The organism is Photobacterium angustum (assembly GCF_002954615.1).
GTDB lineage: Bacteria > Pseudomonadota > Gammaproteobacteria > Enterobacterales > Vibrionaceae > Photobacterium > Photobacterium angustum_A.
The window spans coordinates 2,557,995-2,582,467 of the sequence record NZ_MSCJ01000001.1 but is presented as its reverse complement, the minus strand read 5'-3'; the positions used below and the strand labels follow the sequence as shown (position 1 = coordinate 2,582,467).

Here is a 24,473-nt window from a genome sequence, read left to right as displayed (position 1 = left end):
TATAAAAATTAGAAAAAGCTTTGTCCAACGACAATGATATCGCCAGGTTGAATTTCCATATTGACACTGGCATCGTCAGTTTTTAATTTATTGTCAGCATCTTTAATGGTGATGTCATCCGTGTCAGCGCGATCGGTAAAACCGCCAGCAAGTGCAACTGCTTTTTCTACACTCAGATTCGGTTGATACTCGTAACCACCTGGTCTTCTTACTTCACCTCCCACATAAATTTGTTTGAAGTTCAGCAGATTTACCATCACTTGAGGATTAAGAAGGTAGTCGCCTTTTAATCCTTGTGTGATTTCATTTTTAACTTGAGATAAGGTACGACCTTTTAAAGTGATAGTGCCAAGGTAAGGATAATTAATTTGACCACTGTCAGGAATCAGGATTTCATCAAACGATAAATTGTCTTCGCCATAGACTTTTATTTGGATCTTATCACCGGGGGATAGTTGGTAATGTGTTGTATCAATTTGTGCCGCATAAACATGGGGAACAAAGGCAAATAAAAACAAGCATAGGTACGCTTTTAATTTATTTTTCATAGCGAATCCAATTTAAAATTAGCAGAAAAGTAGACAATATTTTGGTCGTAATCATTAATAGGGACGGTCGAGCGATTGCTCTCTTTAGTCCATCCAGTAACAAAGGTTAAATAATTTCTAAAGACATACCCGATAGAGGTTTCATAGCCTGTGGTTTTATCTGTTCGAAGACCACTGGTATATTCGTCGGTTAAATAGTTTGCCTTAACTTCGCTGTACAGTCGGTTAAGCCAAAAGTGCTTCCATGAAAAATCGTAATAAGTTTCTTTGCGATAATCGTTTTTGGCATCAGGGTCGAGAATTTCTCGTTTTGTTTCTAACCGAAATGTTGAACGTTTTACTGGCGACCAAGCGAAATCACCTCGCCATGTTAAACCACTAAATGTTGGACGATCCGCTTGAGCAAAGCTTTTATTTTGCCAGCCAAGCATCAGTGAACCATTGGTATCTTTATTAATGCCTAATTTCGATCCCAAAAAGAAATAGCTCGTATTGTTATCAAGAGTGCTGCCTTCAAAACGATTGTAGAGATAAGTACGATCTTGATTTTCTACTCGGATAAAAAACTCACTCACATCGGAAGGGCGGTAAGTAAATTGACCTTCTAGTAATAGATCATTGAAGTCATCAAAACGAGTAGAAGATAAATCACTAGGCGCCGGTAAGTATCGGTAGTTCTTAAAACGCTTAGTGTTAAAACCAGCACCAAACTCTAACCGTCCTCGCGCCCATTGTGCACCGTAAATGTAATCAAGCATGCCGTGTTGCGCATCATATTTAACGGGTTCAGTTACATAGGGAAGAAGATCATCACGAATGTCAGCACGACTATCATGTGATTGCATATATTGATATTTAAACTTTATTTTATTGCGCATTGTAAAATGTTGTTCAATGTCTAATTCTAAGTTCTGATCAATAAAATCATCTTGTTCACTGTTTAAGAACGTTGCTTTCTTAGCGTAGTAGGTAAGATCATAAGTATTGGTACTTTTCTCACCATTAATAATCAATCCAGGCGTTAGCTCTATAACAGGAGATGAAATAGGGTTTTTGGCCACTTGGGTAATATTATCGTTAATTAAATACTTACTGAATATGAAAGGACTTACTTTTACATGTAAAGGGTTAGCCCATACAGAAAAAGTCATACAGCTCGATAATAATAGAAGTACTATTTTTAAACGCATGTCTTTTTTGTGTTCTCTGAATTAGATACTAAAAATGAATAAGCCTACGACTCTGAGGCGTACTTTATATGATAGGTTCCGATTATTTTTTACGCTACCGCCCTTAGGTTAAAGCTCCCAAAGTGCTTGTGGTGTTATCGGTAGAGTTGAATTTTGCTGCCTTTTCTTTAGCAATTAGTTTAAAAGCGTCAAAAATAGTTATCACATTAACTATTTTTGACGCTTTAATTCGCATTTATTACACCTAATTTATGGTGTTAAAAGTAAATCAATGGTAGCCATAAAATCATAGGGTTACAATTTTTATAACTTTCAATAGCGGTGGCTCCACCTAACATCACAGAGAGTGATGATTAGGCTATCTTTGATTCGCACTATTATTGTCATATCTCGATATAGGATAGCGACTTAATGTATGAGAGTGTCAGAAAATTGACAGGTTTAAATAAATACAACACGTTGTGGTTGTTGAGGTAAAGATTTTTCGCTGATATCCGCTGAAATTGTGATAGCTGCTTTTATTGCGTTGTACTTGGACTATGTAAAAATTCTACTAGCGTGATAAACTGCGCGATTGAGTATAAACTTTCAATAAGCGGCTATTAGAAACCAATAGTACGCTATCAGATTTGGAGTGAACTATGGCCAGTCGTGGCGTAAATAAGGTTATCTTAGTCGGTAACTTAGGAAATGATCCTGAAGTTCGTTACATGCCAAATGGCGGTGCAGTAGCAAACATTACTATTGCGACATCAGAATCATGGCGTGATAAAAATACTGGCGAGCAGCGTGAAAAAACCGAATGGCACCGCGTTGCTTTATACGGTAAGTTAGCAGAAGTTGCTGGTGAATACTTACGTAAAGGTTCACAGGTATACATTGAAGGTCAATTACAGACGCGTAAATGGCAGAACCAGCAAGGTCAAGATCAGTACACAACAGAAGTGGTTGTTCAAGGCTTTAACGGTACTATGCAAATGCTTGGTGGTCGTCAAAACCAAGGCGGTCAAGCGCAAATGGGTGGCCAACAGCAAAACAATAACTGGGGTCAGCCTCAGCAGCCTGCTTCAGCACCTGCACCTCAGCAGAACTATGCGCCGCAGCAGCAATCAGCGCCACAGCAACAGGCTCCTCAACAGCCTCAGCAGCAGTACAATGAACCACCAATGGATTTTGATGACGATATCCCGTTCTAAATCCTGTATAAAATAATGATTGAATATTAAAAAGCAGCGTTTAACGCTGCTTTTTTTATATCTTGATGATAAGTCAGGTGCTTTGTTTAATAAAATCAATAAAACATTTCGTTTTAGTGTGTTGGTAGTTCAACTTAAGGTAGTAGGCAAACGTCGTCTGTTGGGGCAATTGTAAGTGTGTTAAAACAGGGATCAGCAAACCATGGGCTAACTCTCGTTGTACATTTTGTGGTGAGATTAATATTAGCCCCATATGTTCGACGGCACTTGCGATTAAAACTTCTGGATTAGAGGTAGTAAAATTACCTTGTAAGCGCAGCGTTAAGCCATTCTCGAAGACATATTCATGGGCGTGATTGTGCTGATTCAACAGTAAGCAATTATGTTGTGTCAGTTGTTCTGGTGACTCAATAGGATCATATTGTTCTAAATAAGTCGGAGAGGCGTAAAATCTCGCATTATCTGAAAATAGAGGGGTGGCGATATAACTGGCAGAGTTAAAATTATCGATTTCACTACAAATAATAATGTCGAGATTTAAATCAGGTAATTGTCCTGACGTGATGGTGTGAAGCGTAATATTGATATTGGGGTATCGCTGACAAAACGCCGCAATAATATTGATCAAAAAATGGCTTCCCGTACTTAATGGGGCGCCAACATGTAATGTGCCACTCATCTCTTCATTAGTTGCTGTTGTTTCGGTGATCAGCTGTTGCCAATGTTCTAATAAAGTCTGACTTCGTTGAAAAAAAACATCTCCTGCATCAGTGAGTGATAAATGACGGGTTGTGCGCTTTAATAAAGGGACGCCAAGTTGTTGCTCAAGCCAAGACAAGCGTTTTGATAATGCTGAGTTTGATATATCAAGAGAGTTAGCGGCTTTAGAAAGCGATCCTTGTTGGATTACAGCGACAAAGCTTTTAGTACAGGTGATCCAGTCCATGGTGATAACCTTTCCTTGTTCCTTTCACGCATAATACGAGATTGATTGTTTCATTACGCAATACATTGTGTTTTGCTCAATGTAACGTATCTCGTTAAATGAAAATAGCGCGTGATGGAATGATATAGTTGATATATTAACCTTAAAATGAAAAACACTGCATAATGGTGCTCTACTATATAAGTTGTAGCTGATGATAGTAAGTTGATTTGAATAATAGAGTGTAGAGTTAGGATGTTATGAGAAAAGCCTCAGGGATGAAGTTAACTAATCGGTTAGTTGCTTTTGTTACAATGATTGTTATTTGCGCCATCTTCGTTATTTTTATCGGCGGTGCATTGAGTTTTCGTAAGCTTGGTCAGGATTACTTAACCCATTATTTAAACGGTGTTGTTGAAGTCATTGATCAAGAGCTTGCTGATCCTCAAGGTGGCGCATCATTATCTCGTTGGCTACCTAAACTCTTAAAATCTAGTAATGTCATCGCGTTAACGGTAACGAGTCCACATGGCGTGGTGTATGCCTATAAAAGTATGGAATCGATTACTGATCCTAATATTCTGTATGACAGTGAATATCAACTTCAATTAAACCCTCAGTACAAAGTGACGATTGAATCTATTCCACCTTATGCGGAATTCACTTATTCACTCGGCGCGATGTCATTTATTAGTTTAGCTCTCGGCATTGTTATTTTCGGTTTAGTGCAAGGTGTACGTTGGTTAAAACTTCAATTGCGGGGATCTGAATTATTAGAAACGCGGGGAAGAATGATTTTAGCTGGCAAGGTTGATGATTATGCGGTGGGTGATGATCATGAATGGCCTGGTACGGCGAGTTTAGCGATGGATCAATTAATCAAAGAACTGAAAGACGCTCGCCAAGAGCGTAGCCGCTTTGATACTTTTATTCGTACCCATACCTTCCTTGATCAACTCACAGGTGCTGCGAATCGCATCCTATTTGATAGTCGCTTAAAGTCCATGCTACAAGAGCCTGATAATCAAGGTTCAGTGATCTTGTTACGCTTAGCTGATTGGGATGAAGTGGTTGCTGAAGAAGGGAGAGTCATTGCTGATGAGTTTATCCAAGATGTCAGTATTATTTTGTCTAATTTTATTCAGCGCTTCCCTGACACTATGTTATCACGTTACTACGATGCTGAATTCGCAATTTTGATCCCACAACAATCAGCAAAAGAAATTAAAATCTTTATTAATCAACTGTTAAATGCGCTTGAACGTTTATCTCCACCATTATCGACGGAGCGAGACAATTGGTGTCATATTGGCGTTACGCACTTCCAAGGTGGAGAGCGTCGAGGTCGTATTATGGATGAAGCTGATATCGCGTTACGTAGTTCGCAATTACAGGGTTCAAATAGTTGGAATCGTTTTACTAAAGAAAGCCACTATGAAGATGATCGAGGAAGTGTACGTTGGCGAACACTGTTTGATCGTATTTTGACGCATGGCGGCCCGTTGTTATATCAGCAGCCAATTCTTAATGCCGCTAATAATATTGTTATCAGTCGTGAAATACTTGCACGTATTAAAGATGAGCATGGAGAGTTGCTCAAAGCGTCGCACTTTATGCCTGTTGTTAATCAAGTCGGATTTAATCAGCGCTTTGATCGCGCAGTCATTAATCAGATCTTAGGGTTATTAAAAAGAGAATTAACGCCAGACGTTTACTCAATTAATATTAGTGCTTATTCATTATTAGATAAATCTTTTACCAAATGGTTGTTCAATGAATTATTACAAATGCCACGACCATTATTGAGCCATGTAATATTTGAAGTATCAGAAAGCCAATTAGTTAAGAATCTTGATCCCTTACGTCCGATATTAAAAAAATTAGTAGGGCTTGGATGCAAGTTAGCTGTTGATCAAGCAGGACGTACTATTGTAAGTACTCACTACATAAAAGAGGTAAAAGTTAATTACCTTAAATTACACCGAGGACTTGTGAGAGATATTAATAAGCGACAAGAAAATCAGCTTTTTGTAAGAAGTATGTTAGGCGCTTGTGATGACTCAAATGTTCAAATTATTGCTGTGGGCGTTGAAACCGATAAAGAATGGGAAATATTAAAACAATTGGGCGTTTCTGCAGGTCAAGGTCGTCTATTCGCGAAAGAAGATGTAATTTTATAAAAAAGTAACTGATTGTTTTATTTTAATAAATTTAATGTTTTTCAAACTGTATTAATTAAGTGATGTTTATCAATAATTTTATCGTATATCATTGGGGAGGTAATTAACTGCTGCTAACCTTGTCAATAAAAAGCATCATACAGGATGTACAGCCTTTTTCTGGTCGATTATGAAATACGTATTCTCTAAGCTTTTTCAGCGAGCGAGTTTTCAACCCTCTGCTGCTTTGGTTTTCTATACCGACACGGTTGTCCTTGTCCAAGCGAAAACTGAACATTTTATTGTTGATCGTATGGGCGTCTCTAATGTTTCAGATTGGAGCGATGCTGCACGCAACTTGATTACACAATACCAACTGTCAGGTAGCGATTTAAAATTAGTACTAGGACATGGTTTATATCAAAGTTTAGTGATTGATAAACCAGAAGTGAGTATTGATGAACTGTCAACCGCACTGCCTTTTTTAGTCAAAGATTTAGTTAATGAATCACCGTCTGAATTGGTCGCTGATGGTTTTCCTGCGACAGCAAAAGATCGTTTACAGGTTTTTGTCGCATCAAAACAACTGATCACTCAGGTTGTCTTAGCGTGTCATGACTGTGGTTGCCGTGTCTCTGATATCACAACAGAAGACATTGCATGGAGTCGCTTTTCTGATCCTAATCGTAGCCAACTTATTCTCCATGCCGATGTTGATGGTAACCTGCAATTAACCGCATTTAATGAACAAATGCTGTGTTTTCAACGTCAATTACGTGGTTTTTCTTTACCGCTATTTGATCGCCAAGCGCTGGATGGTGGTAGTTTTCAGCTGGATAATTTAGCGCTTGAATTACAGCGTTCATTAGATTTTATTAGTGCTCAGTTACGTAATAATCCAATTAGTCAGCTGATCATTAGTTGTGATAATGAAGATAACCAAGCTTTAGCTGAAGAATTAAATAAACGTCTAAATATCAATGTAGAGGCGATTAAAGAAGTTGATCCTTTACTTGATACGAATGCAGCGCGTTTAGGTTGGGCGGCATTACAGCGGCCTAAAAACGCGATAATCAATTTATATTCTGACAATTTACTGCCAACTAAACAGTGGATGACATTAACCAATATCGTTGCAAGTTGGGTGGCACTTATTGCTATTTTCGTGATGTGGGCGGGTTGGAATGCATGGCAGAATACGGCTGAACAAAAAAAATTAGCGACACAATCATCGCTATTAAGTGCTGAACAGCAAAAACTTGATCATGCCCGAGTACAAGTTGCCGCATTGCTGTCGGATCCTTTAAAAGAGAATCAAGCCCATGAGCTTGAAAAAGAAATCGCGGCAAAGCGTGCGACCCTAAAAGTCATTGAAGAGCATGATGATAGCTTAAAGGTTGGTTATGCTGGATTGTTGCAGCAATTAGCTGATGCCGCGAGTGGTGATATCTCGGTTCAACAGATTTATGTCTCAGGTACTTCAATGGATTTAAGTGGGTTAGCACGTAATCCTGATGCTGTTCCTCGCTGGGTAAGGGCATTTAAAACTTATCCATCCTTAGCTGAACGTCGTTTCCAAATGATGTCATTGGGTCGTAATGATAAAAATGTCGTGACCTTTCAGTTACAAGCTGAGCGTAAAAGCATTAAGGGGAGCGAACAATGATCAAGTGGGATGAGCTAAGTCAGCGATTTGCTGCTTTGTCGGTGCGTGAACAATGGTTAATTGCAATCACAGGTTGGTTTGGCATCTTGTTTATTGGCTATATGCTAATTATTGAGCCACAAATGGTGACATCACAAACGGTTAAAACGGCATTGGTGGATACCAAAAACGACATGATCACCGCACAAAATCAATTGATTGTTGCGAATAGAAAATTACAGCAAGATCCGGATAAAGCGATTAATCAAAAATTGGCACAATATCGGCAAGAAGATAAAGCCTTACAACAAGTGCTAGAAGCCAAAATTGGTAGTTTGATCACGCCAGTTCAAATGGCAGGTTTGCTAGAGCAAGTTCTACGTCATAGCTCGGCATTAAAATTAGAGTCAATGACGTCATTACCGTCATCTCAATTAGTGAGTGGTGATCAACAGGGGTACTTTGTTCACCCCATTCGCCTAACGTTCAAAGGGCGTTACTTTGATGTGGTTAATTACTTAAATAAATTGGAAGCGTTACCTGTTAAATATTACTGGCGAAGCCTGAGCTATCAGGTTGATGAGTATCCATGGGCGAAAGTGGAACTTGAAGTGTATACCTTGGGTGAAAGTAAGGACTTTATTGGTGGATAAGAAAATGACATGGATGGCTGCTTTACTTTTAAGTTTATGTGCCTTCGGTGCTCATGCTGCTCAAGATCCTACTGCACCATTAGGTTGGGTGGCGAGTAAAGCACAAACGAACCAAGCAAAGGCACGATTGCCACAGTTACAAAGTATTATTTGTGATGGTAAGCAGTGCTCGGTGATTTTAAGTGGTCAAGTGGTCAGTATTGGCGAACGCGTTAATGGGTACACTTTGACAAATGTTTCTGAAAGTAGTGTTACTTTAAGCCGTAGTGGCAAAAAGTGGCATTTGGCGTTATTTGCTGAAAATATACGAACGAATTAAGGTTAAATATTATGCGTCGAATTCTTCTAGGGATCACCATTGCATCCTTAGCGGGCTGTTCAACTAATATGGGACACCAAACCCCTGTTGAAGTGAAGAAGGCCTTAAATGAAGCTGCGAATGAAGCGAGTAGCCGTCCTTTAATGGAGCTACCTTCTGCCGTTAATGCTGATCTTATGCCATCACTTGATAGCAATATTAACCCAGCTAATTCTTCGTTAGAAAAGCGTTTTCGTGTTAATGCTAAAAATGTTGAAGCCAATGCATTCTTTACCAGTTTAGTAAAAGGCACACCATTTAATATCGTTATTCATCCCGGTGTTACTGGCCGTATTACAATGAAATTAAATGATGTCACACTCGATGAAGTGCTAAATGTCGTGTCTGATATTTACGGTTATAGTACGACGCGTAAAGGGAATATTATTCAGGTTTTCCCTGCAACGTTACGGACTGAAGTGATCCCCGTTGATTATTTACAATTACAACGTAAAGGTAAGTCATTAACCTCTATTACCTCCGGTTCTATTAGTGATGGCGATAATAATTCGTCATCAGGTGATGATGACAATAGCAGTAGCTCATCATCAAGTGGCGGTAATACCACAACGGGCGGCACGACGATTGAAACGACCTCGGACAGTGATTTTTGGACACAGTTAGAGAAAGTTGTTAGTGGCATGATTGGCTCTGGTGATGGTCGAAATGTCATGGTATCACCACAAGCGGGTCTCATTTCTGTACGAGCCTTCCCTAATGAATTACGTGAAGTAAAAGAGTTCTTGGGCATGTCTCAACGTCGTCTAAAGCGTCAAGTCGTGCTTGAGGCGAAAATTATGGAAGTGACGCTCAATGATAGTTACCAACAAGGGATAGATTGGAATAATCTAACCTCAAGTATTGGCGGCACTGGCATTATCGTTAATGAAATGAAAAATGCTGCAGATGCCGCCGCGAGTATCTTACCGGGCGGTAATGCTATTTCAGAGCTATTGGGCGGACAAACTAATATAAAGATCACCGATGGTAATTTCAGTGCGGTGATGAGCTTCTTATCAACTCAAGGGGATTTGAATGTACTTTCTAGCCCGCGAGTGACAGCTGCAAATAACCAAAAAGCGGTGATCAAAGTAGGTGGTGATGAATACTTTGTGACAGACGTTTCAAGCAGCAACGTTTCAGGTGATAACAATAATGTTTCGCCAGATGTATCATTAACCCCGTTTTTCTCTGGTATTTCGTTAGACGTGACGCCACAGATTGACGATCAAGGCGGCGTTTTATTGCATGTTCACCCAGCAGTTGTTGATGTGCAGAATGAACAGAAGACGATTGAAGTTGGTACCGCAAAACCTATGGTATTACCGTTGGCAAAAAGTACTATTCGCGAATCTGATTCAATCATCCACGCCCGAACAGGTGATGTTGTGGTGATTGGTGGTTTAATGAAATCAAGCATTAATGATCAAGTCTCGAAAGTACCACTACTAGGTGATATTCCTGGGATTGGTAATTTATTCCGTCATATCAATAAAGTGAAAAAGAAAACTGAATTGGTGATCTTACTTAAACCGACAGTTGTGACTGACAATACTTGGAAACAAGAAATTGAACGCTCTCGATCCCTGATTAATGAATGGTTCCCTGAAGAAGGGTAATTCATGTATCTCGAACACTTTGGTTTTAGTCAGCAGCCTTTTTCTTTAACACCGAATACCTCTCTTTTCCATGCGCTGCCATCACATATTGAAGCGATTCAAACCGTGTTGGCAGCACTACAAATGGGTGAAGGGATCACGCAGGTATCAGGAGAAGTAGGAACGGGTAAAACCTTAGTGTGTCGTATGTTGATGACCCAATTGCCAACTCATTTTGATCTTGCTTACCTACCGACGCCAGCCTGTAGTGGAATAGAATTAAAGCGTTCATTGGCAAAAGAATTAAGCCTCCTACCCAATAGTGACCATGCTCTACTGACTGAGCAAATTCAGGATGAACTCATCTCTCGTCGGTTGAATGGCCAATCGGTAGTGGTGCTACTCGATGAAGCACAAGCGTTATCAGATGATGCGTTAGAAGCGATTCGTTTATTAGGCAATTTAGAAACCGAACAAGAAAAGCTGCTACATATCGTTTTACTCGGACAGCCAGAGCTTGATCAACGATTAGCCCAGCATCAATTGCGTCAATTACGTCAACGGATCACATTTCGTGCTGTTTTACGACCATTAACCTTGGCTGAAACCGTGGCATATATACAACACCGACTGTATCAAGCCGGTTATACCGACATGGTGTTTAGCTTGTCGATATGCCGCGCAATTTGGTATGCCAGTGGTGGCACGCCACGATTAATCAATCAATTATGCCATAAGTCCTTACTTGCCACTTTTTGTGAGCAACAATATATCGTTAGTAAAAAAGAAGTCCTCATGGCTATTCGGGATACCCTTGGTGCTAAACAACCTAAGTGGTCATTTCCTATATTGTGGGGATGGAGTCATTCATGAGTGAATTAAATCGCCGACTTAATGAGTTGAGCCAAGTAAAACTCGCTTCTGCATCGCAGCAGGGCTCTCCATTACGTGCAGCAGAAATAGCACCTATACCAACATCAGTATGGCCTAAATGGGTAACCGTTGGTTGTTGTATCATGGCATTTGTCGGTATGGCGTGGTGGTTCAATCAACCAGATAGTGTGGTTACACCGGCTATGGCACAAACAGAAATAGCTGCAGAGCCGATTGTTGAACAACCGGAAACAACGAAAGAGATTGCATCAGTTAAACCGTTATCAACCATTGCAGTGAAAGCACCTGTAACATCAGATGAAAATAAAACGGCAGTTGTTACAGAAAAATCACATTCAAAGAGTATTGATAAATCAGCGATAGCTGAGCTTGCGAATATGCCTGTCGCTCAAGAATCACTTGAAAGTGAAGATGAACAAAAAGAGTTACAAAGCTCTTATGATCAAGGCTATGAAAGTGGTTATGAAAAAGCATTGGCTGCGGTTGAGCAAGAACATAAAGCGCAGCCAAAGCCGCCTGCGCCTAAACCCGTTAAAAGTGAATTATCGATTCAAACGGTTTCCTTAACGCCAAAAGAATTGGCGCAAGTTGAATATTTGAATGCAGAAAAAGCCTTAGAGCAGCAAAACAGTAAACAAGCGGTTGTTAATTTAGAGTCGGCTTTAAATTATCGTCCGGATTGGATCATGGTAAGACAACGTTTAGCGGCATTGTATTATGGGCGAGGCAATGTAAGAGAAGCGATTGCGACGCTTGAAAAAGGGCTAGCAAAGCAACCGAATCAACCACAGTTACGTTTAACACTCGCAAAATTATTGGTCAATGAAAACCAAAATCAAGCGGCATTAGCTGTGTTAAATGATAAAAGTGGCAGTATGGATTCGCAGTATTTAGCCATGCGTGGTGCGTTAGCACAAAGGTTAAATAACAATGTGGTAGCACTTCAAAGTTATCAACAATTAGTGCGCTTAGCGTCATTTGATGGCCGCTGGTGGATGGGATTAGCGATTGCTCAAGACCGGAGTGGTAATGCAGAGAAAGCCCGTGAGTCTTACCAAAAAGCATTACAGCTAGGTAATATCTCAGCGTCATCACAACAATTTATTCAGCAGCGTTTAGTTGCATTAAAATCGCATAGGAGCTAGCCGATGCAAATTCGATTACGTAAACGCTTAGGCGATCTTCTAGTTGATGAAAATATTATTACTCAGCAACAACTAGAACAAGCACTGACAAAACAGCAATCAACGGGACGTAAGCTCGGTGACACCCTAATTAATTTAGGATTTCTTACTGAACAGCAAATGCTGCAGTTTTTGGCGCGACAACTTGATGTGCCGCTTGTTGATTTAACACGAGTGCAAGTGGATAGCGAACATGTTGGTTTACTTTCAGAAGTAAATGCGCGTCGCTTGCGTGCTTTAGTCTTAGGTCAGCACGGTGATACGGTTCGTGTTGCGATGAGTGATCCTGCTGACTTAGCGGCACAAGAAGCGGTGTTTGATCAGCTGAGTCAATACCGTGTTGAACTTGTGATTGCGCCAGAACGTCAGTTGTTGGCAGCCTTTGATCGCTACTATCGTAGAACACAAGAAATTGCGTCATTTGCTGAGCAATTAAAAGCAGAGCACCAAGATCACCACACATTCACATTCGGCATGGAAGAGGCCGATAATGAAGAAGTGACTGTTGTAAAACTGATCAACTCATTGTTTGAAGATGCAGTGCAAGTGGGCGCTTCAGATATTCACATAGAGCCAGATGCTGAAGTGTTGCGTATCCGTCAACGTATTGATGGTGTACTGCATGAAAACCTGATTGATGAGAGCAGTATTTCTTCTGCGTTAGTATTGCGTTTAAAGCTAATGAGCGGCCTCGATATTTCAGAAAAGCGTCTGCCTCAAGATGGACGCTTTAACATGATGGTGCGTAACCGCTCGGTTGATGTGCGTATTTCTACTATGCCAATTCAACATGGCGAATCGGTAGTAATGCGTTTACTTGATCAGTCAGCCGGTATTTTAAGCCTTGATGAAATCGGTATGCCGGATGATATCGTGCAGCGTTTTCGTCGCCAGCTAAAACGTCCTCATGGCATGATTTTGGTAACAGGGCCAACAGGTTCAGGTAAAACTACGACGCTATATGGCGCATTAAGCGAATTAAATAAGCCGGGTAAGAAACTCATTACTGCCGAAGATCCGGTTGAATATCGATTGCCGCGTGTTAACCAAGTTCAGGTAAACAGCAAGATTGGGCTTAATTTCTCATCTATTCTACGCACTTTTTTACGTCAGGATCCCGATGTCATTTTAATTGGTGAGATGCGCGATCAGGAAACTGTCGAAATTGGCTTGCGTTCGGCATTAACGGGTCACCTAGTCTTATCTACACTTCATACTAACGATGCGGTAGACAGTGCACTGCGTATGATCGATATGGAAGCGCCGGGTTACTTGGTGGCAAGTGCCGTTCGTGCAGTATTAGCGCAGCGATTGGTACGTCGTATTTGTAGTGATTGTGGTGAAGATGCGGCTTTAGAGCTGGGACAAAAAGCGTGGCTAGAAACCCGTTTCCCATTCTACAACAATCATGTTTTCCGTCGTGGACGAGGGTGTCATAGCTGTAACTTTACTGGTTACAAAGGCCGTATTGGTGTCTTTGAATTACTTGAGATGCGTCAAGATATGATGGATGCGCTACGCCAAAATAATGCGGTGCTATTTACCCAACTGGCGAGAAAGAGTGAAGGCTATAAACCGCTGGTGGAATCTGCAATGGAGCTTGCTTTAGCGGGTAAGACCAGCATTGATGAAGTACTGCTTCTTGGTGAAGGTGAAGTACTGGATGTTCTTAACTAGTAGTAGAGACGAAGATGGCAGTATTTAGCTACCGAGGGCGCGGTGAGAAAGGCCAATTAAAACAGGGAACGATTGAAGCATCAAATGCTAATGCCGCAGCCGATCTCTTGATACGTCAAGGTGTGATCCCCCTTGAGATCCGAGAATCGCACGGTAAAGCAAAAGGTCAAGCGTTTGATTTAAGTGCTTTGTTTCAAGCGCAATTACCGCTAGAAGTTCTCGTGATCTTTTGTCGACAGCTATACAGTTTAACCAAAGCGGGTGTCCCACTATTACGGGCTTTTAAAGGTTTATCGCAAAGTGCGAGTCACCCTTTATTAAAAACAACCCTAGAAGCGTTAACCCTTGATTTGACGAATGGTCGCGCGTTGTCAGTGGCGATGCAGCAACATCCTCGGGTTTTTTCTCGGTTATTTATCTCGATGATCCATGTCGGCGAAAATACAGGTCGTCTTGATCAGGTATTGTTACAGCTTGCGAATTACTACGAACAAGAGATGAATACCCGTCGACAAATTAAGTCGGCGATGCGTTATCCCACATTTGTATTAACGGCTATCGTGATAGCAATGGGGATATTAAATACCAAAGTTATTCCACAATTTGCGTCGATGTTCTCGCGCTTTGGCGTTGAACTGCCATGGCCAACTCGAGTGTTGATTGGAACATCGAACTTTTTTGTTCATTACTGGCCGATGATGATTGGCGTATCCGTCGCTATTTGGTTAGGTATACGATTTTGGCGTAATACGCCAAAAGGTGCCGAAAAGTGGGATAACTGGCGCTTACGTATGCCTATTACGGGAAGCATTGTTAATCGTGCTCAAATGGCGCGTTTTGCTCGTACGTTTTCTTTAATGATCCGTGCTGGTGTGCCTTTAAATCAAGCGATTCAAATGGCAGCGGAATCGTTAGGTAATCGCTTTTTAGAAAACCGTTTGATAGAAATGAAGCAAGGGATCGAAGGCGGCAGCAGTATTTCACGAACGGCAACCAAATCAGGGGTGTTTACGCCACTCGTTTTACAAATGATTGCCGTAGGCGAAGAAACCGGTCAAGTCGATGAGTTGCTGTTAGAAGTCGCTGATTTTTATGATCGTGAAGTGGAATACGATTTAAAAACATTAACGGCTCGAATAGAGCCAATCATGTTGGTTGTTGTGGCTGGCATGGTGTTGTTATTAGCCTTAGGTATCTTTTTACCTATGTGGGGAATGCTCGATGTCGCTAAGGGATCGTGAGTTACAGCACAAAAAAAGGTTACAAAATATTTCGTGGCTAATAATTACATTTATATTAATAAGTGTTTTGTTATACGAATGGCAGCAAGTACAGAAAAATGCCAAGTTTCTTCAGTTTGATTTAACCCGAAATAATTTGTATCAAGGTGCTGTAAACCTGCGCCAGAACTGGGAATTAAATAATAAACCTCATTCCGACAAGGTTGGTGATATTGCGTTTGAATATACCCAATTAGGATGGCCAATTGTGTTGAAACAGGGGGCGTTGGACTGCCCTAAAATATGGTCTTTATTATCAAATGGAATAGGAAAGCCTGAATATAATTCATTTAGTTATAGAAAAACTGATGATTCAAGCAGTTATAATACATGTTTATATGACATAGGCATTAAGAAAAAATTGGCAATACTTTATATTAATGACAAAATACATATTGCCAGTAATTTGTCGCTATAGTGTCGAGTTTCTTACAGTAAGGATAGGGAAATGAAAAAAAACGCCGGCTTTTCGCTTATCGAATTAGTCGTTGTGATTATTGTGCTCGGGATCTTAGCGGCAACCGCTTTACCTCGGTTTATGAATATCACCGATCAAGCTAAGCAATCTGCAATAGAAGGAATGACGGGTGGTTTTGCAACCGCTGTGATTTCAGCAAGAGCACAATGGGAAGCGTATGGTCGTCCTGTTGATAGTGGAAATAATAATATTGTTGATTACGACGGTACTGAATTTAAATTAACCCAAGAAGATACCACGTTAAATATACGTCCTGGTTATCCGTTTGCGTTAAACACCAGTGCAACAACTGATGTGGTCGATATGACTGCGACGGACTGTTTAGATTTGTTGCAAGAATTGATGCAAAACCCACCGTTAGCAACGACATCACGCGATGATCTTGCGAGTGGCAAAGATTTATTTTTCGTCACGGTTGAAGGCACAGGTGCCGCTAAACAGTGTCGTTATTACCAGCTAGCATCAGCTAGCAAAAACAGCTCAGGCGAAGTGAATCCATTAGCTGGGCATTCTTTTACTTACCAACCGGCAGTGGGCCGTGTTGAAGTAGATTTGAAATAAAGAGAGAAATGTATATGAAACGTCAAGGTGGCTTTACGCTAATCGAATTAGTCGTTGTTATCGTGATTTTAGGTATTCTTGCGGTAACGGCTGCACCTAAGTTCATGAACCTTCAAAACGATGCACGTAAAGCATCACTAGAAGGTTTAAAAGGTTCTATCCAAGGCGCTGCAGGTATCGTGTACGGTAAAGCTGCTATTAATGGTTTAGAAGCAAGTGATGCGGCTGACGCAGAGGTTTCTGGTATTCCTATTAAGTTTGGCTACCCTCAAGCGACTTCAGCTGCTCTTGGTGCGGCAGTAAATGGTCTAAGCACTGATTGGACATGTGGTACACCAAGTGGTGACTCAATCAAGTGTACATTCAAAGGTAAAGATTCATATTTGACGAGTGCTGATGCTTGTTACGTTGAATACACACAAGCTAAAAGTGCTTCTGCAGCAGCTTCAACGACAGTAGTAGCAACAGGTAACTCTTGTAGCTAATACCGCAAATAGCGCTCGGATGAGCGCTATTTAATTAAGCTTCATTTGTGATGGGGCTTAATTAAATAAAACCACAAGGATGTACATTTATGATTAAGCAAAAAGGCTTTACCTTAATTGAGTTGGTCGTTGTCATTGTTATCTTAGGTATTCTTGCAGTAACGGCTGCACCTAAGTTTTTGAACCTTCAGAATGATGCCCGTAATGCTTCTCTCCAAGGGCTGAAAGGCGCAATTCAAGGTGCAGCTAGCATTGTTTACGGTAAAGCTGCGATTGATGGCGTGGAAGGCGCCGCATCTGGAAAGCAGATTGAAGGTATCAATGTCGTATATGGTTATCCTGCTGCGGATGCGAATGGTATTGTTAAGGCTGTTAATGGATTAGAAAGTGGTGGTGATTGGATCGGTGCAGTATCTGGTTCAACGGGGACTGGTTCGTATCTTGTTACATTTGATAATTTGGTCGCCGCAGGTTCAAACGCAGCAACCATTGAAGCTACAGGTTGTTATGTTGAATACAAAGCTGCTGATGTATCTAACGCAGCTTCAACATTAGCAATTACATCAGGCGATTCATGTAAGTAATTTCACAAGGAAGTAAAAATGAATAAACAAAAAGGTTTTACCTTAATTGAATTAGTTGTTGTTATCGTCATTCTTGGCATTTTAGCAGTAACAGCAGCCCCTAAGTTTTTAAACCTACAAGGTGACGCACGTAAAGCATCATTGCAAGGTCTTAAAGGTGCTATTGATGGCGCTGCGGGTATTACTTATGGTCGAGCAGCGGTTGATGGTGTTGAATCAGTGTCGAGTTCTACAACGACTGATGGGGCTGTGCCAGTAGCATTTGGTTTCCCTAAAGCAACATCGGCTGCACTGGGCAAAGTTGTAACAGGCTTAAATGAAGATTGGAAAGTTGTCTCATCAGTAGATGATACTTCTATTACCTACTCTTACAAAAGTAATAGTAAAACGGATGCGTGTATTGTTACTTACACCCAAGCAACTAGCGTTTCTTCTCCAGCAACAACAGTAGTCACGTTAGGTGATGATTGTGCAGGTGAATAGTTAGGCTGTAATGTACATTTAAAGGCGCAGTCACCCGGCTGCGCCTTTTTTGTTTTAATCTGATAAATTACATAACAATAAAATAGGTCATGTTTAGGTGGTAATGTGAAGCAGCAACAAGGTTTTACTCTCGTTGAACTCATTATGGTGATCGTAATTATTGGGATCATCAGTGCCACTGCAGCTGCTCGTTTTTCAGGTCGGAGCGAGTTTGATGCGCAACTGACCCGTGATCAGGCGATTTCTGTTATTCGCCAAATTCAAATATCCTCAATGCAAGGGCAACGCGCTCCCTTGAATGTTTCTTCGCAATGCTTAGGTGTCTGCGACGCTGCTCATCCAGAAACGGATGGTAGCTTGCGTCAATCACAAACCAATACCGAATTTTCATTAGTCGATGGCGGAAATACACGTGCTAAGTTGTACTTTAATTTGCTTGGTCAGCCCGTAAATACATCTGTAACGGCGCCTACGTTAGTGTGTGCTAACGGTTGTACTATTACGATTACGGCAAAAAATAAACAAACTGCCAGTCTTTGTATTAATAGCCAAGGTTATGTGTATAAAAAGAAAGATGATGAGGTGTGTAGTAAGTGAATACTTACATAAAACAGCACGGTTTTACCCTTATTGAAGGGATCATCACTATTGTATTACTCGCTATTGCGATGATTACTCTAGTGAGTTTTCTTTTTCCTCAAGTTGAGCGATCTGCGGTTCCTCAATATCAAGCGCGTTCAGCGGCAATGGCTGATGCGATTTTTAATGAAGTATTAGCGCGTCAGTTCGACCAAAATTCTGATCCTAATGGTGACAGTGTTTACCGCTGTGGTGAGGATGACGCTAAAGGAAATCGTAATCCATGTACCTTGCCAGCACGTTTAGGGCCGGATGACCCTTTAGAAGCGACGAATCCAGCAATGGCTAATGACGTCGATGATTTTATTGGCTGTTGGGGAGATACAAGTCAATGCCCGAACCCTTATACATATAATGGTAATAATTATGTTAAACCCAGTTTAACTTCTCGTCGTGGTGAATTAACAGATTTAGTGCCAAGTTTATCAACCGCTAATTATGCCCATATTCATGCCACTATTGATGTTGAGTATGTACCTTCACTGTCACTGAAAAAAATCACAGTGAATGTGGATGCTGGACGCTATGGCAAATATGACTATATCGCCTATAGGGGGAATTATTGATGGCTAAGCCGCGCGGTTTCACTCTATTTGAAATGGTGATAGCAATTGTCGTGCTATCTATCATTATGATTGGTATTGGTAGTTATATTGCGATTGGTGTAAAGGGGTATACCAATACGGTTGATCGTGAGCGTTTACAGTCTCAAGCCCGATTTTTAGTTGCACGTATGACCAAAGAAATCCGTCATGCAGCACCGAACAGTTTAAGTTATACATCTAATTGTCTGAGCTTTTATCCGATTATTGCCCCAGCGGTGTATTACGATAGTTTATCGAATAACAGCAATACTATTGCGATAACTCCGTTACGTTTTTCTACTAACTGGAGTAATAGCGGTAATTTTGTCGCAGTGGGCTTTGCCTCATCTGAGCAATATAAAAATAACACCATAGCTGTGCGCAGTATTACTGCGCCAGCTTCAAAAGATGAGACGTATCAATTGACATTAACGTCGCCAATTAAGGATGCGTCTTCACCCGGTAAACGATTATATTTATACAAAGATAAGATCAGTTATTGCCAAAGTGGTAAGACTATTGTGCGAAAGGTCAATGATGAGCTTGAGGGCGTATTAATGGCTGAGAACATCGATAAATTTATTCCTCATGTACAAACCACGGGCTTAAACAGTAATGCGATAGCGTTATTTTCTATTCAGTACCTAGACTTACGTACTCAAGAAAAGTCAGATTACAACCATAGTGTACAGGTGATGAATGTCTTATAGCAGTTATAACAAGCAACGTGGTAGTGGCTTAATGATAGTGTTGTTTGTCATTGTCGTTATGGGGCTTATGGCTATGGTGATGACGAAAATTGGTACCTCTAGTCAAACCATGACTACCAAAGAGGTGCTTGGAACACGAGCATGGTTTACAGCCCATTCGGCAAATGAGGTTGTATTAACTCGACTTTTCCCACTAGAAAGTCCATTTCAGAGTGATTCCGATAAATGCATAACTTATACATCATCTGAAATTGAAAAAATTATGCCGCCATTCCAAAAAGGGTGCCAAGTAATAAAGGTGGTATGTACAAGGAAAAAGATTAGGTTATCAAGTGGTAAAACAGTGAATGAGTACCACCTAGAAAGTACAGCTACCTGCGGTAGTAATAACGTGGCAATGACACGCACCCAAGAAGTGTGGGCGAAAGATTTAAATGATTAAAAATTTTGTTTTTTTTATCTCCTTAATGATGCTGAGCAGTATGGTGTTTGCGAGTGAAGGTGGGCCAGTATTCGATTTTGGACAAAGTGATATTTCACGCCCCAATGGCTGTATTAACCAAGAGTGTGAAATTGTTTTAAATAAAGAATTTACGACGAAACCGTTAATTTTCCTCATGCCGACCATTACAGATAACGGTCTTGATGCGCCATCATCTTTAAAAATTACCCGAATATACAAAAAAGGTAATACTTATGCATTTGGGGTAAGACAGGTTTATCCGAAAGTATCGAGCGCAATTCGTTTAGAAGATGAAGATAGTCTTTTAGGTTCTTGGGAGTCATGGGAAGCGAAATGGCATCATTTTAAAAATAAAACCTATACCTTATATCGTATTCCTATGCGTAAAATCACCTATTTTGCGATGGAGAAAGGCACCATTGCATTAGGCAATAATGGTCGTATTACTGCGGCTGAACTGACTGTACATAAACAGCTTGATGCTAAAGATCCTAAATTTCAAACAAGTAAAGGCGATATCGATTACAACAAGTTAAATCCATTAATAAAGAAAGGCAAAGTAACGCCTGTTACGATTCCTAGTGGATTTAAAAGTAAAACACCTGGAGGAATCGCAGAAATTCAGCCAAGAAATAAACCGTCTGTTATTTCTGCTACAGGTATAGAATCAGAGTGGATAACGCCGTTTATTATTCGTGGCACGATAAATCAAGGTACGAGCAATAATGGCCATTTTTATTTAGGGGTGGATAGCTCTGAAACTCAATATGTGCTTAACCATAATGTGACGATTGGTTATTTATTAGTTGAAGGTAGTGGTTTATACAAAGGTTTACAGTTTGCTTTAGGTCCTGCCGAAACACCCAACACCCTAAATGGGAATTATCATGGGATTGAAAAGATCACTAAGCCTGTTACGGAGCAATGTGCAGGTTTTACTGATTTAAAAGGCAGTGATTTTGATTTTTCGGATCAGTCAAAAAACCCCATTTTAGTTATTGCTTCAAAAAATTCCCGTTTAGGACCTAACGGGGGATGGATCCGTTTATGTAAAAATCAACAAAAGCCGGGTAAAGATGTTCTTGAAGTGAGCTTTGTTACTGATGAAGACTTAAATGAGCATAATAACCCTGAGCGTCAACATGCCAATGAAATGGTTGGTTTTATGGCTTTCCAACGTCGTGCATCAGAAGAAGTCTGTAATGTATTCCCAGGTCCCGCTCAGACATGGCAAACCTCTACTGGCGCATTTAACGCTAGCCATAATGTCTTAATTAAAGGTTCAGCCGTAAAAGAAGGCAAACGCTATATAGGTTTTAAGACAATTAATTCAAGTGGTGGTGAGAACAATTATTGTAATGGCGAAGAATGTCATACGGCTCAGCCTTACCCGAGCTTATTTGCTAAAAAACAAGTGTTAGATACATGGCCTGCTGTTGATGATGGCGATTTACAATCACAGAGAGACTTTGGCAATAAAACGGTATTTTGGTTTAACACTATTAATTTAAGTAATAAAAATATTATCTTTCCTACGGGCTCTGTTGTTCATGTGAAAAAGATGAGTTTGATCAGCTCAACCATTAAGCCATTATCTGGAATTGCTGATGATTTACTTATTGTTGTTCATGACTTAAAACCGGTGAATGATATTCTCCATGATTATATTGAGCTAAACAAAGGTAGTCAGATCAATGGCTTAATTTACTCTGAGCGTAAGCTTACGATGAGTGATGGCTTGAATAACCAGATCACGCGGATTACCGGTGCAGTAACGGCGCCTGACATCACGATGACTGGTGATGTGAATAATGTAGAAACTGAGATTATCGGTAGCAGTGCCTGTTTTGATCCTGAGCCAGAACCTAAATTTGAACTTACAATCACACCGACTGAAATCACGAAGACTTTATGTCATGCCCAGCAAGTTGATTTTAATGTGACATCAGAGGATGGTACTAAAGAATTTGACGGTGATATTACGGTTAATATTACCTCGTCAACAGGTGGCATTTGGGCAGATAATTCAGCGCTAGCATCATCTCATCAGTTCACTGCGGGTACGCATACATTTACGTTGCCAGCGAAAAATCAACATGCGGTTATTTGGGTATTACCAAATGGCGCAGAGACGTTGAAAATAACGGCAAGTATTGAATTTATGGCTGGTGATGCACCGGAGGGTAATTACACCTTTATCCCTGATGGTTTCGCTATTGATCTTAAGGATGGTCACAATATCGTGGCGGGTAAAGACTTTACCGCCACAATCAAAGCCATGACATGCCCAACTGGTAAGAATATCAAGCTAGTTGAAAATTATACTGGAACACGGTTATTAGACTTTTCAACTGAATATCAAGCGCCGAAAAAAGCAGCGGATCCTAATAATCCTATTACTATCGAGATTGTAAAAGGAAAACATATTGAGTCAGCGACAGGCGCATCTAAGCAGGCAAAAATAGAGTTCGAGCAAGGGAAGTCAGAGCTGCTTACTTTGCGTTACCGTGATGCTGGTGTCATTGCTTGGCATGTCTCTGATCCAAATTGTACTAGCGATAGCTGCTCGTTAACGACAAAGAAAACGAAGGAAGCAAAAGCGTTACGTGAGTTGCTTCCTAATGGATTAACTGGTTCTGTTGCAGTTAATGCAAGGCCGTGGATGTTTGCGATTTGTCCATTAACGTTAAATGGTAAGAATCAATTACGTTTAGCGAATGGTACATCAAAAGGTGGTGAGGGTTATATCGCTGCGGGGCTACCTTTTAATGTGTTGCTCAAGCCGTTGGTATGGCAGGAAAATAAAATAAAAAGTTCTGTCATAGATGTTGCTAATAACTACTGTAGCTATTCAGTCACAGAAAACTTCCTTGCTCCTGACGCACCAGCGATGGGCGGTGGTTTGCTAACTCAAACCCATTTAGCAACGCCTGAAAGCGGCTCTAAAGGCAAGTTTACGCAAGGTCAAATGACAGTAAAACCAACATTAAAAGGGTTATTACTTACTGGTAATAGATGGTCTGAAGTCGGCAGTATTTGGCTACAGGTTGGGATGAACGATTATATAGAGACTGGCAATAATATTAATCAGAGTAAACGTCAAATAGGACGTTTTTATCCTAAGTATTTTGCTTTTTCTAAGAGTGAAGTAACACCTGCGATAGGAACATTCACTTATATGAATCAGCCGTTTGATGCTAACTTTACGATTAATGCTTTTAATGCAGCGAACGATCCTGTGAAAAATTATGACTTGTTTGCTTCTAATTTGCAGAGTCAATTCAAACTAGCATCAGGTAATTACAAAAGTGGTTATTTGCCATTAGATCTGCGTTTAAAACAAATGCGTAGTGATAGATCTTTAATATCCCCTAAAATAGGTAATTGGCAGAAAGATAGCCAAGGTAACTCTGAGGTTGTTTTTAAGCCGTCTAAACTGATATTCCAACGTAAAGAAAAAGATACTGACACTACCGTTGAAGATGGACCGTTTGACCAATGGCAGTTGCGAGTTAAACAAGATACTTCATTTCCAGATCATGTGACATGGGCGGGGGAAAAGGTTAATGCACAGGGTGCGCTAGTGGGAGTTAACGATCTCCGTTATGGACGTATGGTATTAGAAAATGTCGGTGGTGATATTCGTAAATCGCTAGCAGTGCCGTTACGTATTGAATATTGGGATGGTACAGAATTTGTTAAAAATATGGATGATTCAGTCTCGCTGTTTGATGGGGCAAATTACTGTCGCCAAGTGATCAGTATGTATCCTGAAGATAGTAAGAGCAGTGCTTATACATCCGGTAGTGGAAAAGTAATGAAGGGCAAAGCCTTATCTGGAGACTTTATGGCTAACCCAAGCCAAATCTCTGGATATGGTACCAGTTCAAATAGTACTACTTTTAAACAACAGGTAAGATTTTGGCAGCGTTTGAGTGCGGTGAAACCACGGTTAAAAGATAAAAATCCAATTAACTGTTTTGGCGCGTACTCTCATCAACCTTGGCTACGATACAATTGGCGGAATTTAGGTGATGAAGACCCATCGGCTATTGTGACTTTTGGCGTATATCGAGGTAATGACCGAATATTATACCGAGATGAGCCAGGGATCCCTGCTGCTGATTACCAGTAAGTCTCATTTATTCATCAGAAAGCCGAGAGTGTGAGCTCTCGGCT

General features: G+C 40.6%; 24 protein-coding genes. 20 read left to right on the top strand and 4 right to left on the bottom strand.

Annotation, left to right across the window (positions count from 1 at the left end; translation table 11 throughout):
* Nucleotides 1-8: 8 nt before the first annotated feature.
* The 3 genes from BTO08_RS11630 to BTO08_RS22485 form a co-directional block, all read right to left on the bottom strand.
* Nucleotides 9-548: a polysaccharide biosynthesis/export family protein gene (locus tag BTO08_RS11630; protein WP_045153185.1), complete on the bottom strand. Its 540-nt coding sequence runs from the start codon at nucleotides 546-548 to the stop codon at nucleotides 9-11.
* Nucleotides 545-1,699, bottom strand: coding sequence for an outer membrane beta-barrel protein (locus BTO08_RS11625; protein WP_242446254.1), 1,155 nt, complete (start codon nucleotides 1,697-1,699; stop codon nucleotides 545-547). Before BTO08_RS11625 ends, BTO08_RS11630 begins: the two co-directional genes overlap by 4 nt.
* Nucleotides 1,700-1,841: 142 nt before the next feature.
* A complete protein-coding gene (locus tag BTO08_RS22485; RefSeq protein WP_277949264.1) occupies nucleotides 1,842-1,973 on the bottom strand; it encodes a hypothetical protein in 132 nt (43 codons plus the stop codon).
* A 406-nt stretch (nucleotides 1,974-2,379) separates the two neighbouring features.
* Here BTO08_RS22485 and BTO08_RS11620 point away from each other — a divergent pair, with 406 nt between their 5' ends.
* Nucleotides 2,380-2,934: a single-stranded DNA-binding protein gene (locus BTO08_RS11620; protein ID WP_005371054.1), complete on the top strand. Its 555-nt coding sequence runs from the start codon at nucleotides 2,380-2,382 to the stop codon at nucleotides 2,932-2,934.
* Nucleotides 2,935-3,007: 73 nt separating this feature from the next.
* Here the strand turns inward: BTO08_RS11620 and BTO08_RS11615 are convergent, their stop codons facing one another.
* The gene (locus BTO08_RS11615) at nucleotides 3,008-3,880 is read right to left on the bottom strand and encodes a LysR family transcriptional regulator (protein WP_105061051.1); all 873 of its coding nucleotides are present in this window, start codon (nucleotides 3,878-3,880) and stop codon (nucleotides 3,008-3,010) included.
* A gap of 239 nt (nucleotides 3,881-4,119) precedes the next feature.
* Here BTO08_RS11615 and csrD point away from each other — a divergent pair, with 239 nt between their 5' ends.
* From csrD to BTO08_RS11520, 19 genes are all read left to right on the top strand, one after another.
* Entirely contained in the window at nucleotides 4,120-6,039 is a 1,920-nt protein-coding gene (gene csrD, locus BTO08_RS11610) for an RNase E specificity factor CsrD (protein WP_105061050.1), read from the top strand.
* A gap of 169 nt (nucleotides 6,040-6,208) precedes the next feature.
* A complete protein-coding gene (locus BTO08_RS11605; protein ID WP_105061049.1) occupies nucleotides 6,209-7,684 on the top strand; it encodes a PilN domain-containing protein in 1,476 nt (491 codons plus the stop codon).
* Complete coding sequence (gene pilO / locus BTO08_RS11600) at nucleotides 7,681-8,316, top strand: type 4a pilus biogenesis protein PilO (RefSeq protein WP_105061048.1); 636 nt, start codon at nucleotides 7,681-7,683, stop codon at nucleotides 8,314-8,316. Before BTO08_RS11605 ends, pilO begins: the two co-directional genes overlap by 4 nt.
* Entirely contained in the window at nucleotides 8,309-8,635 is a 327-nt protein-coding gene (locus tag BTO08_RS11595; protein ID WP_105061047.1) for an MSHA biogenesis protein MshK, read from the top strand. The genes pilO and BTO08_RS11595 overlap by 8 nt, the downstream gene beginning before the upstream one ends.
* An 11-nt stretch (nucleotides 8,636-8,646) precedes the next feature.
* On the top strand, nucleotides 8,647-10,293 hold the full coding sequence (gene mshL, locus BTO08_RS11590) for a pilus (MSHA type) biogenesis protein MshL (protein WP_105061046.1): 1,647 nt from the start codon (nucleotides 8,647-8,649) through the stop codon (nucleotides 10,291-10,293).
* Nucleotides 10,294-10,296: 3 nt separating this feature from the next.
* Nucleotides 10,297-11,145 (top strand): ExeA family protein, encoded by an 849-nt coding sequence (locus tag BTO08_RS11585; RefSeq protein WP_105061045.1) that lies wholly within the window; start codon nucleotides 10,297-10,299, stop codon nucleotides 11,143-11,145.
* Nucleotides 11,142-12,311, top strand: coding sequence for a tetratricopeptide repeat protein (locus tag BTO08_RS11580; RefSeq protein WP_105061044.1), 1,170 nt, complete (start codon nucleotides 11,142-11,144; stop codon nucleotides 12,309-12,311). The genes BTO08_RS11585 and BTO08_RS11580 overlap by 4 nt, the downstream gene beginning before the upstream one ends.
* A 3-nt stretch (nucleotides 12,312-12,314) precedes the next feature.
* Entirely contained in the window at nucleotides 12,315-14,027 is a 1,713-nt protein-coding gene (locus BTO08_RS11575; RefSeq protein WP_105061043.1) for a GspE/PulE family protein, read from the top strand.
* Nucleotides 14,028-14,041: 14 nt separating this feature from the next.
* Complete coding sequence (locus BTO08_RS11570; RefSeq protein ID WP_105061042.1) at nucleotides 14,042-15,268, top strand: type II secretion system F family protein; 1,227 nt, start codon at nucleotides 14,042-14,044, stop codon at nucleotides 15,266-15,268.
* Nucleotides 15,249-15,725, top strand: coding sequence for a hypothetical protein (locus tag BTO08_RS11565; protein WP_105061041.1), 477 nt, complete (start codon nucleotides 15,249-15,251; stop codon nucleotides 15,723-15,725). The genes BTO08_RS11570 and BTO08_RS11565 overlap by 20 nt, the downstream gene beginning before the upstream one ends.
* A 30-nt stretch (nucleotides 15,726-15,755) precedes the next feature.
* Nucleotides 15,756-16,346, top strand: coding sequence for a type II secretion system protein (locus tag BTO08_RS11560; RefSeq protein WP_105061040.1), 591 nt, complete (start codon nucleotides 15,756-15,758; stop codon nucleotides 16,344-16,346).
* Between the two features lie 14 nt (nucleotides 16,347-16,360).
* Nucleotides 16,361-16,831 (top strand): type II secretion system protein, encoded by a 471-nt coding sequence (locus BTO08_RS11555; protein ID WP_105061340.1) that lies wholly within the window; start codon nucleotides 16,361-16,363, stop codon nucleotides 16,829-16,831.
* An 89-nt stretch (nucleotides 16,832-16,920) separates the two neighbouring features.
* Nucleotides 16,921-17,415, top strand: a complete 495-nt coding sequence (locus BTO08_RS11550) for a type II secretion system protein (protein ID WP_105061039.1) — start codon at nucleotides 16,921-16,923, stop codon at nucleotides 17,413-17,415.
* 18 nt (nucleotides 17,416-17,433) lie between these two features.
* Nucleotides 17,434-17,898 (top strand): type II secretion system protein, encoded by a 465-nt coding sequence (locus BTO08_RS11545; protein WP_105061038.1) that lies wholly within the window; start codon nucleotides 17,434-17,436, stop codon nucleotides 17,896-17,898.
* A 105-nt stretch (nucleotides 17,899-18,003) separates the two neighbouring features.
* Nucleotides 18,004-18,495, top strand: a complete 492-nt coding sequence (locus BTO08_RS11540) for a prepilin-type N-terminal cleavage/methylation domain-containing protein (protein WP_105061037.1) — start codon at nucleotides 18,004-18,006, stop codon at nucleotides 18,493-18,495.
* Nucleotides 18,492-19,103, top strand: coding sequence for a type IV pilus modification PilV family protein (locus BTO08_RS11535; RefSeq protein ID WP_105061036.1), 612 nt, complete (start codon nucleotides 18,492-18,494; stop codon nucleotides 19,101-19,103). Before BTO08_RS11540 ends, BTO08_RS11535 begins: the two co-directional genes overlap by 4 nt.
* Nucleotides 19,103-19,831 carry a PilW family protein gene (locus BTO08_RS11530; protein WP_105061035.1) on the top strand — a complete coding sequence of 243 codons (729 nt, stop codon included), beginning with the start codon at nucleotides 19,103-19,105 and terminating at the stop codon, nucleotides 19,829-19,831. The genes BTO08_RS11535 and BTO08_RS11530 overlap by 1 nt, the downstream gene beginning before the upstream one ends.
* A complete protein-coding gene (locus BTO08_RS11525) occupies nucleotides 19,821-20,273 on the top strand; it encodes a hypothetical protein (protein ID WP_045149779.1) in 453 nt (150 codons plus the stop codon). Before BTO08_RS11530 ends, BTO08_RS11525 begins: the two co-directional genes overlap by 11 nt.
* Nucleotides 20,266-24,429, top strand: a complete 4,164-nt coding sequence (locus BTO08_RS11520; protein WP_105061034.1) for a DUF6701 domain-containing protein — start codon at nucleotides 20,266-20,268, stop codon at nucleotides 24,427-24,429. The genes BTO08_RS11525 and BTO08_RS11520 overlap by 8 nt, the downstream gene beginning before the upstream one ends.
* Nucleotides 24,430-24,473 lie beyond the last annotated feature (44 nt).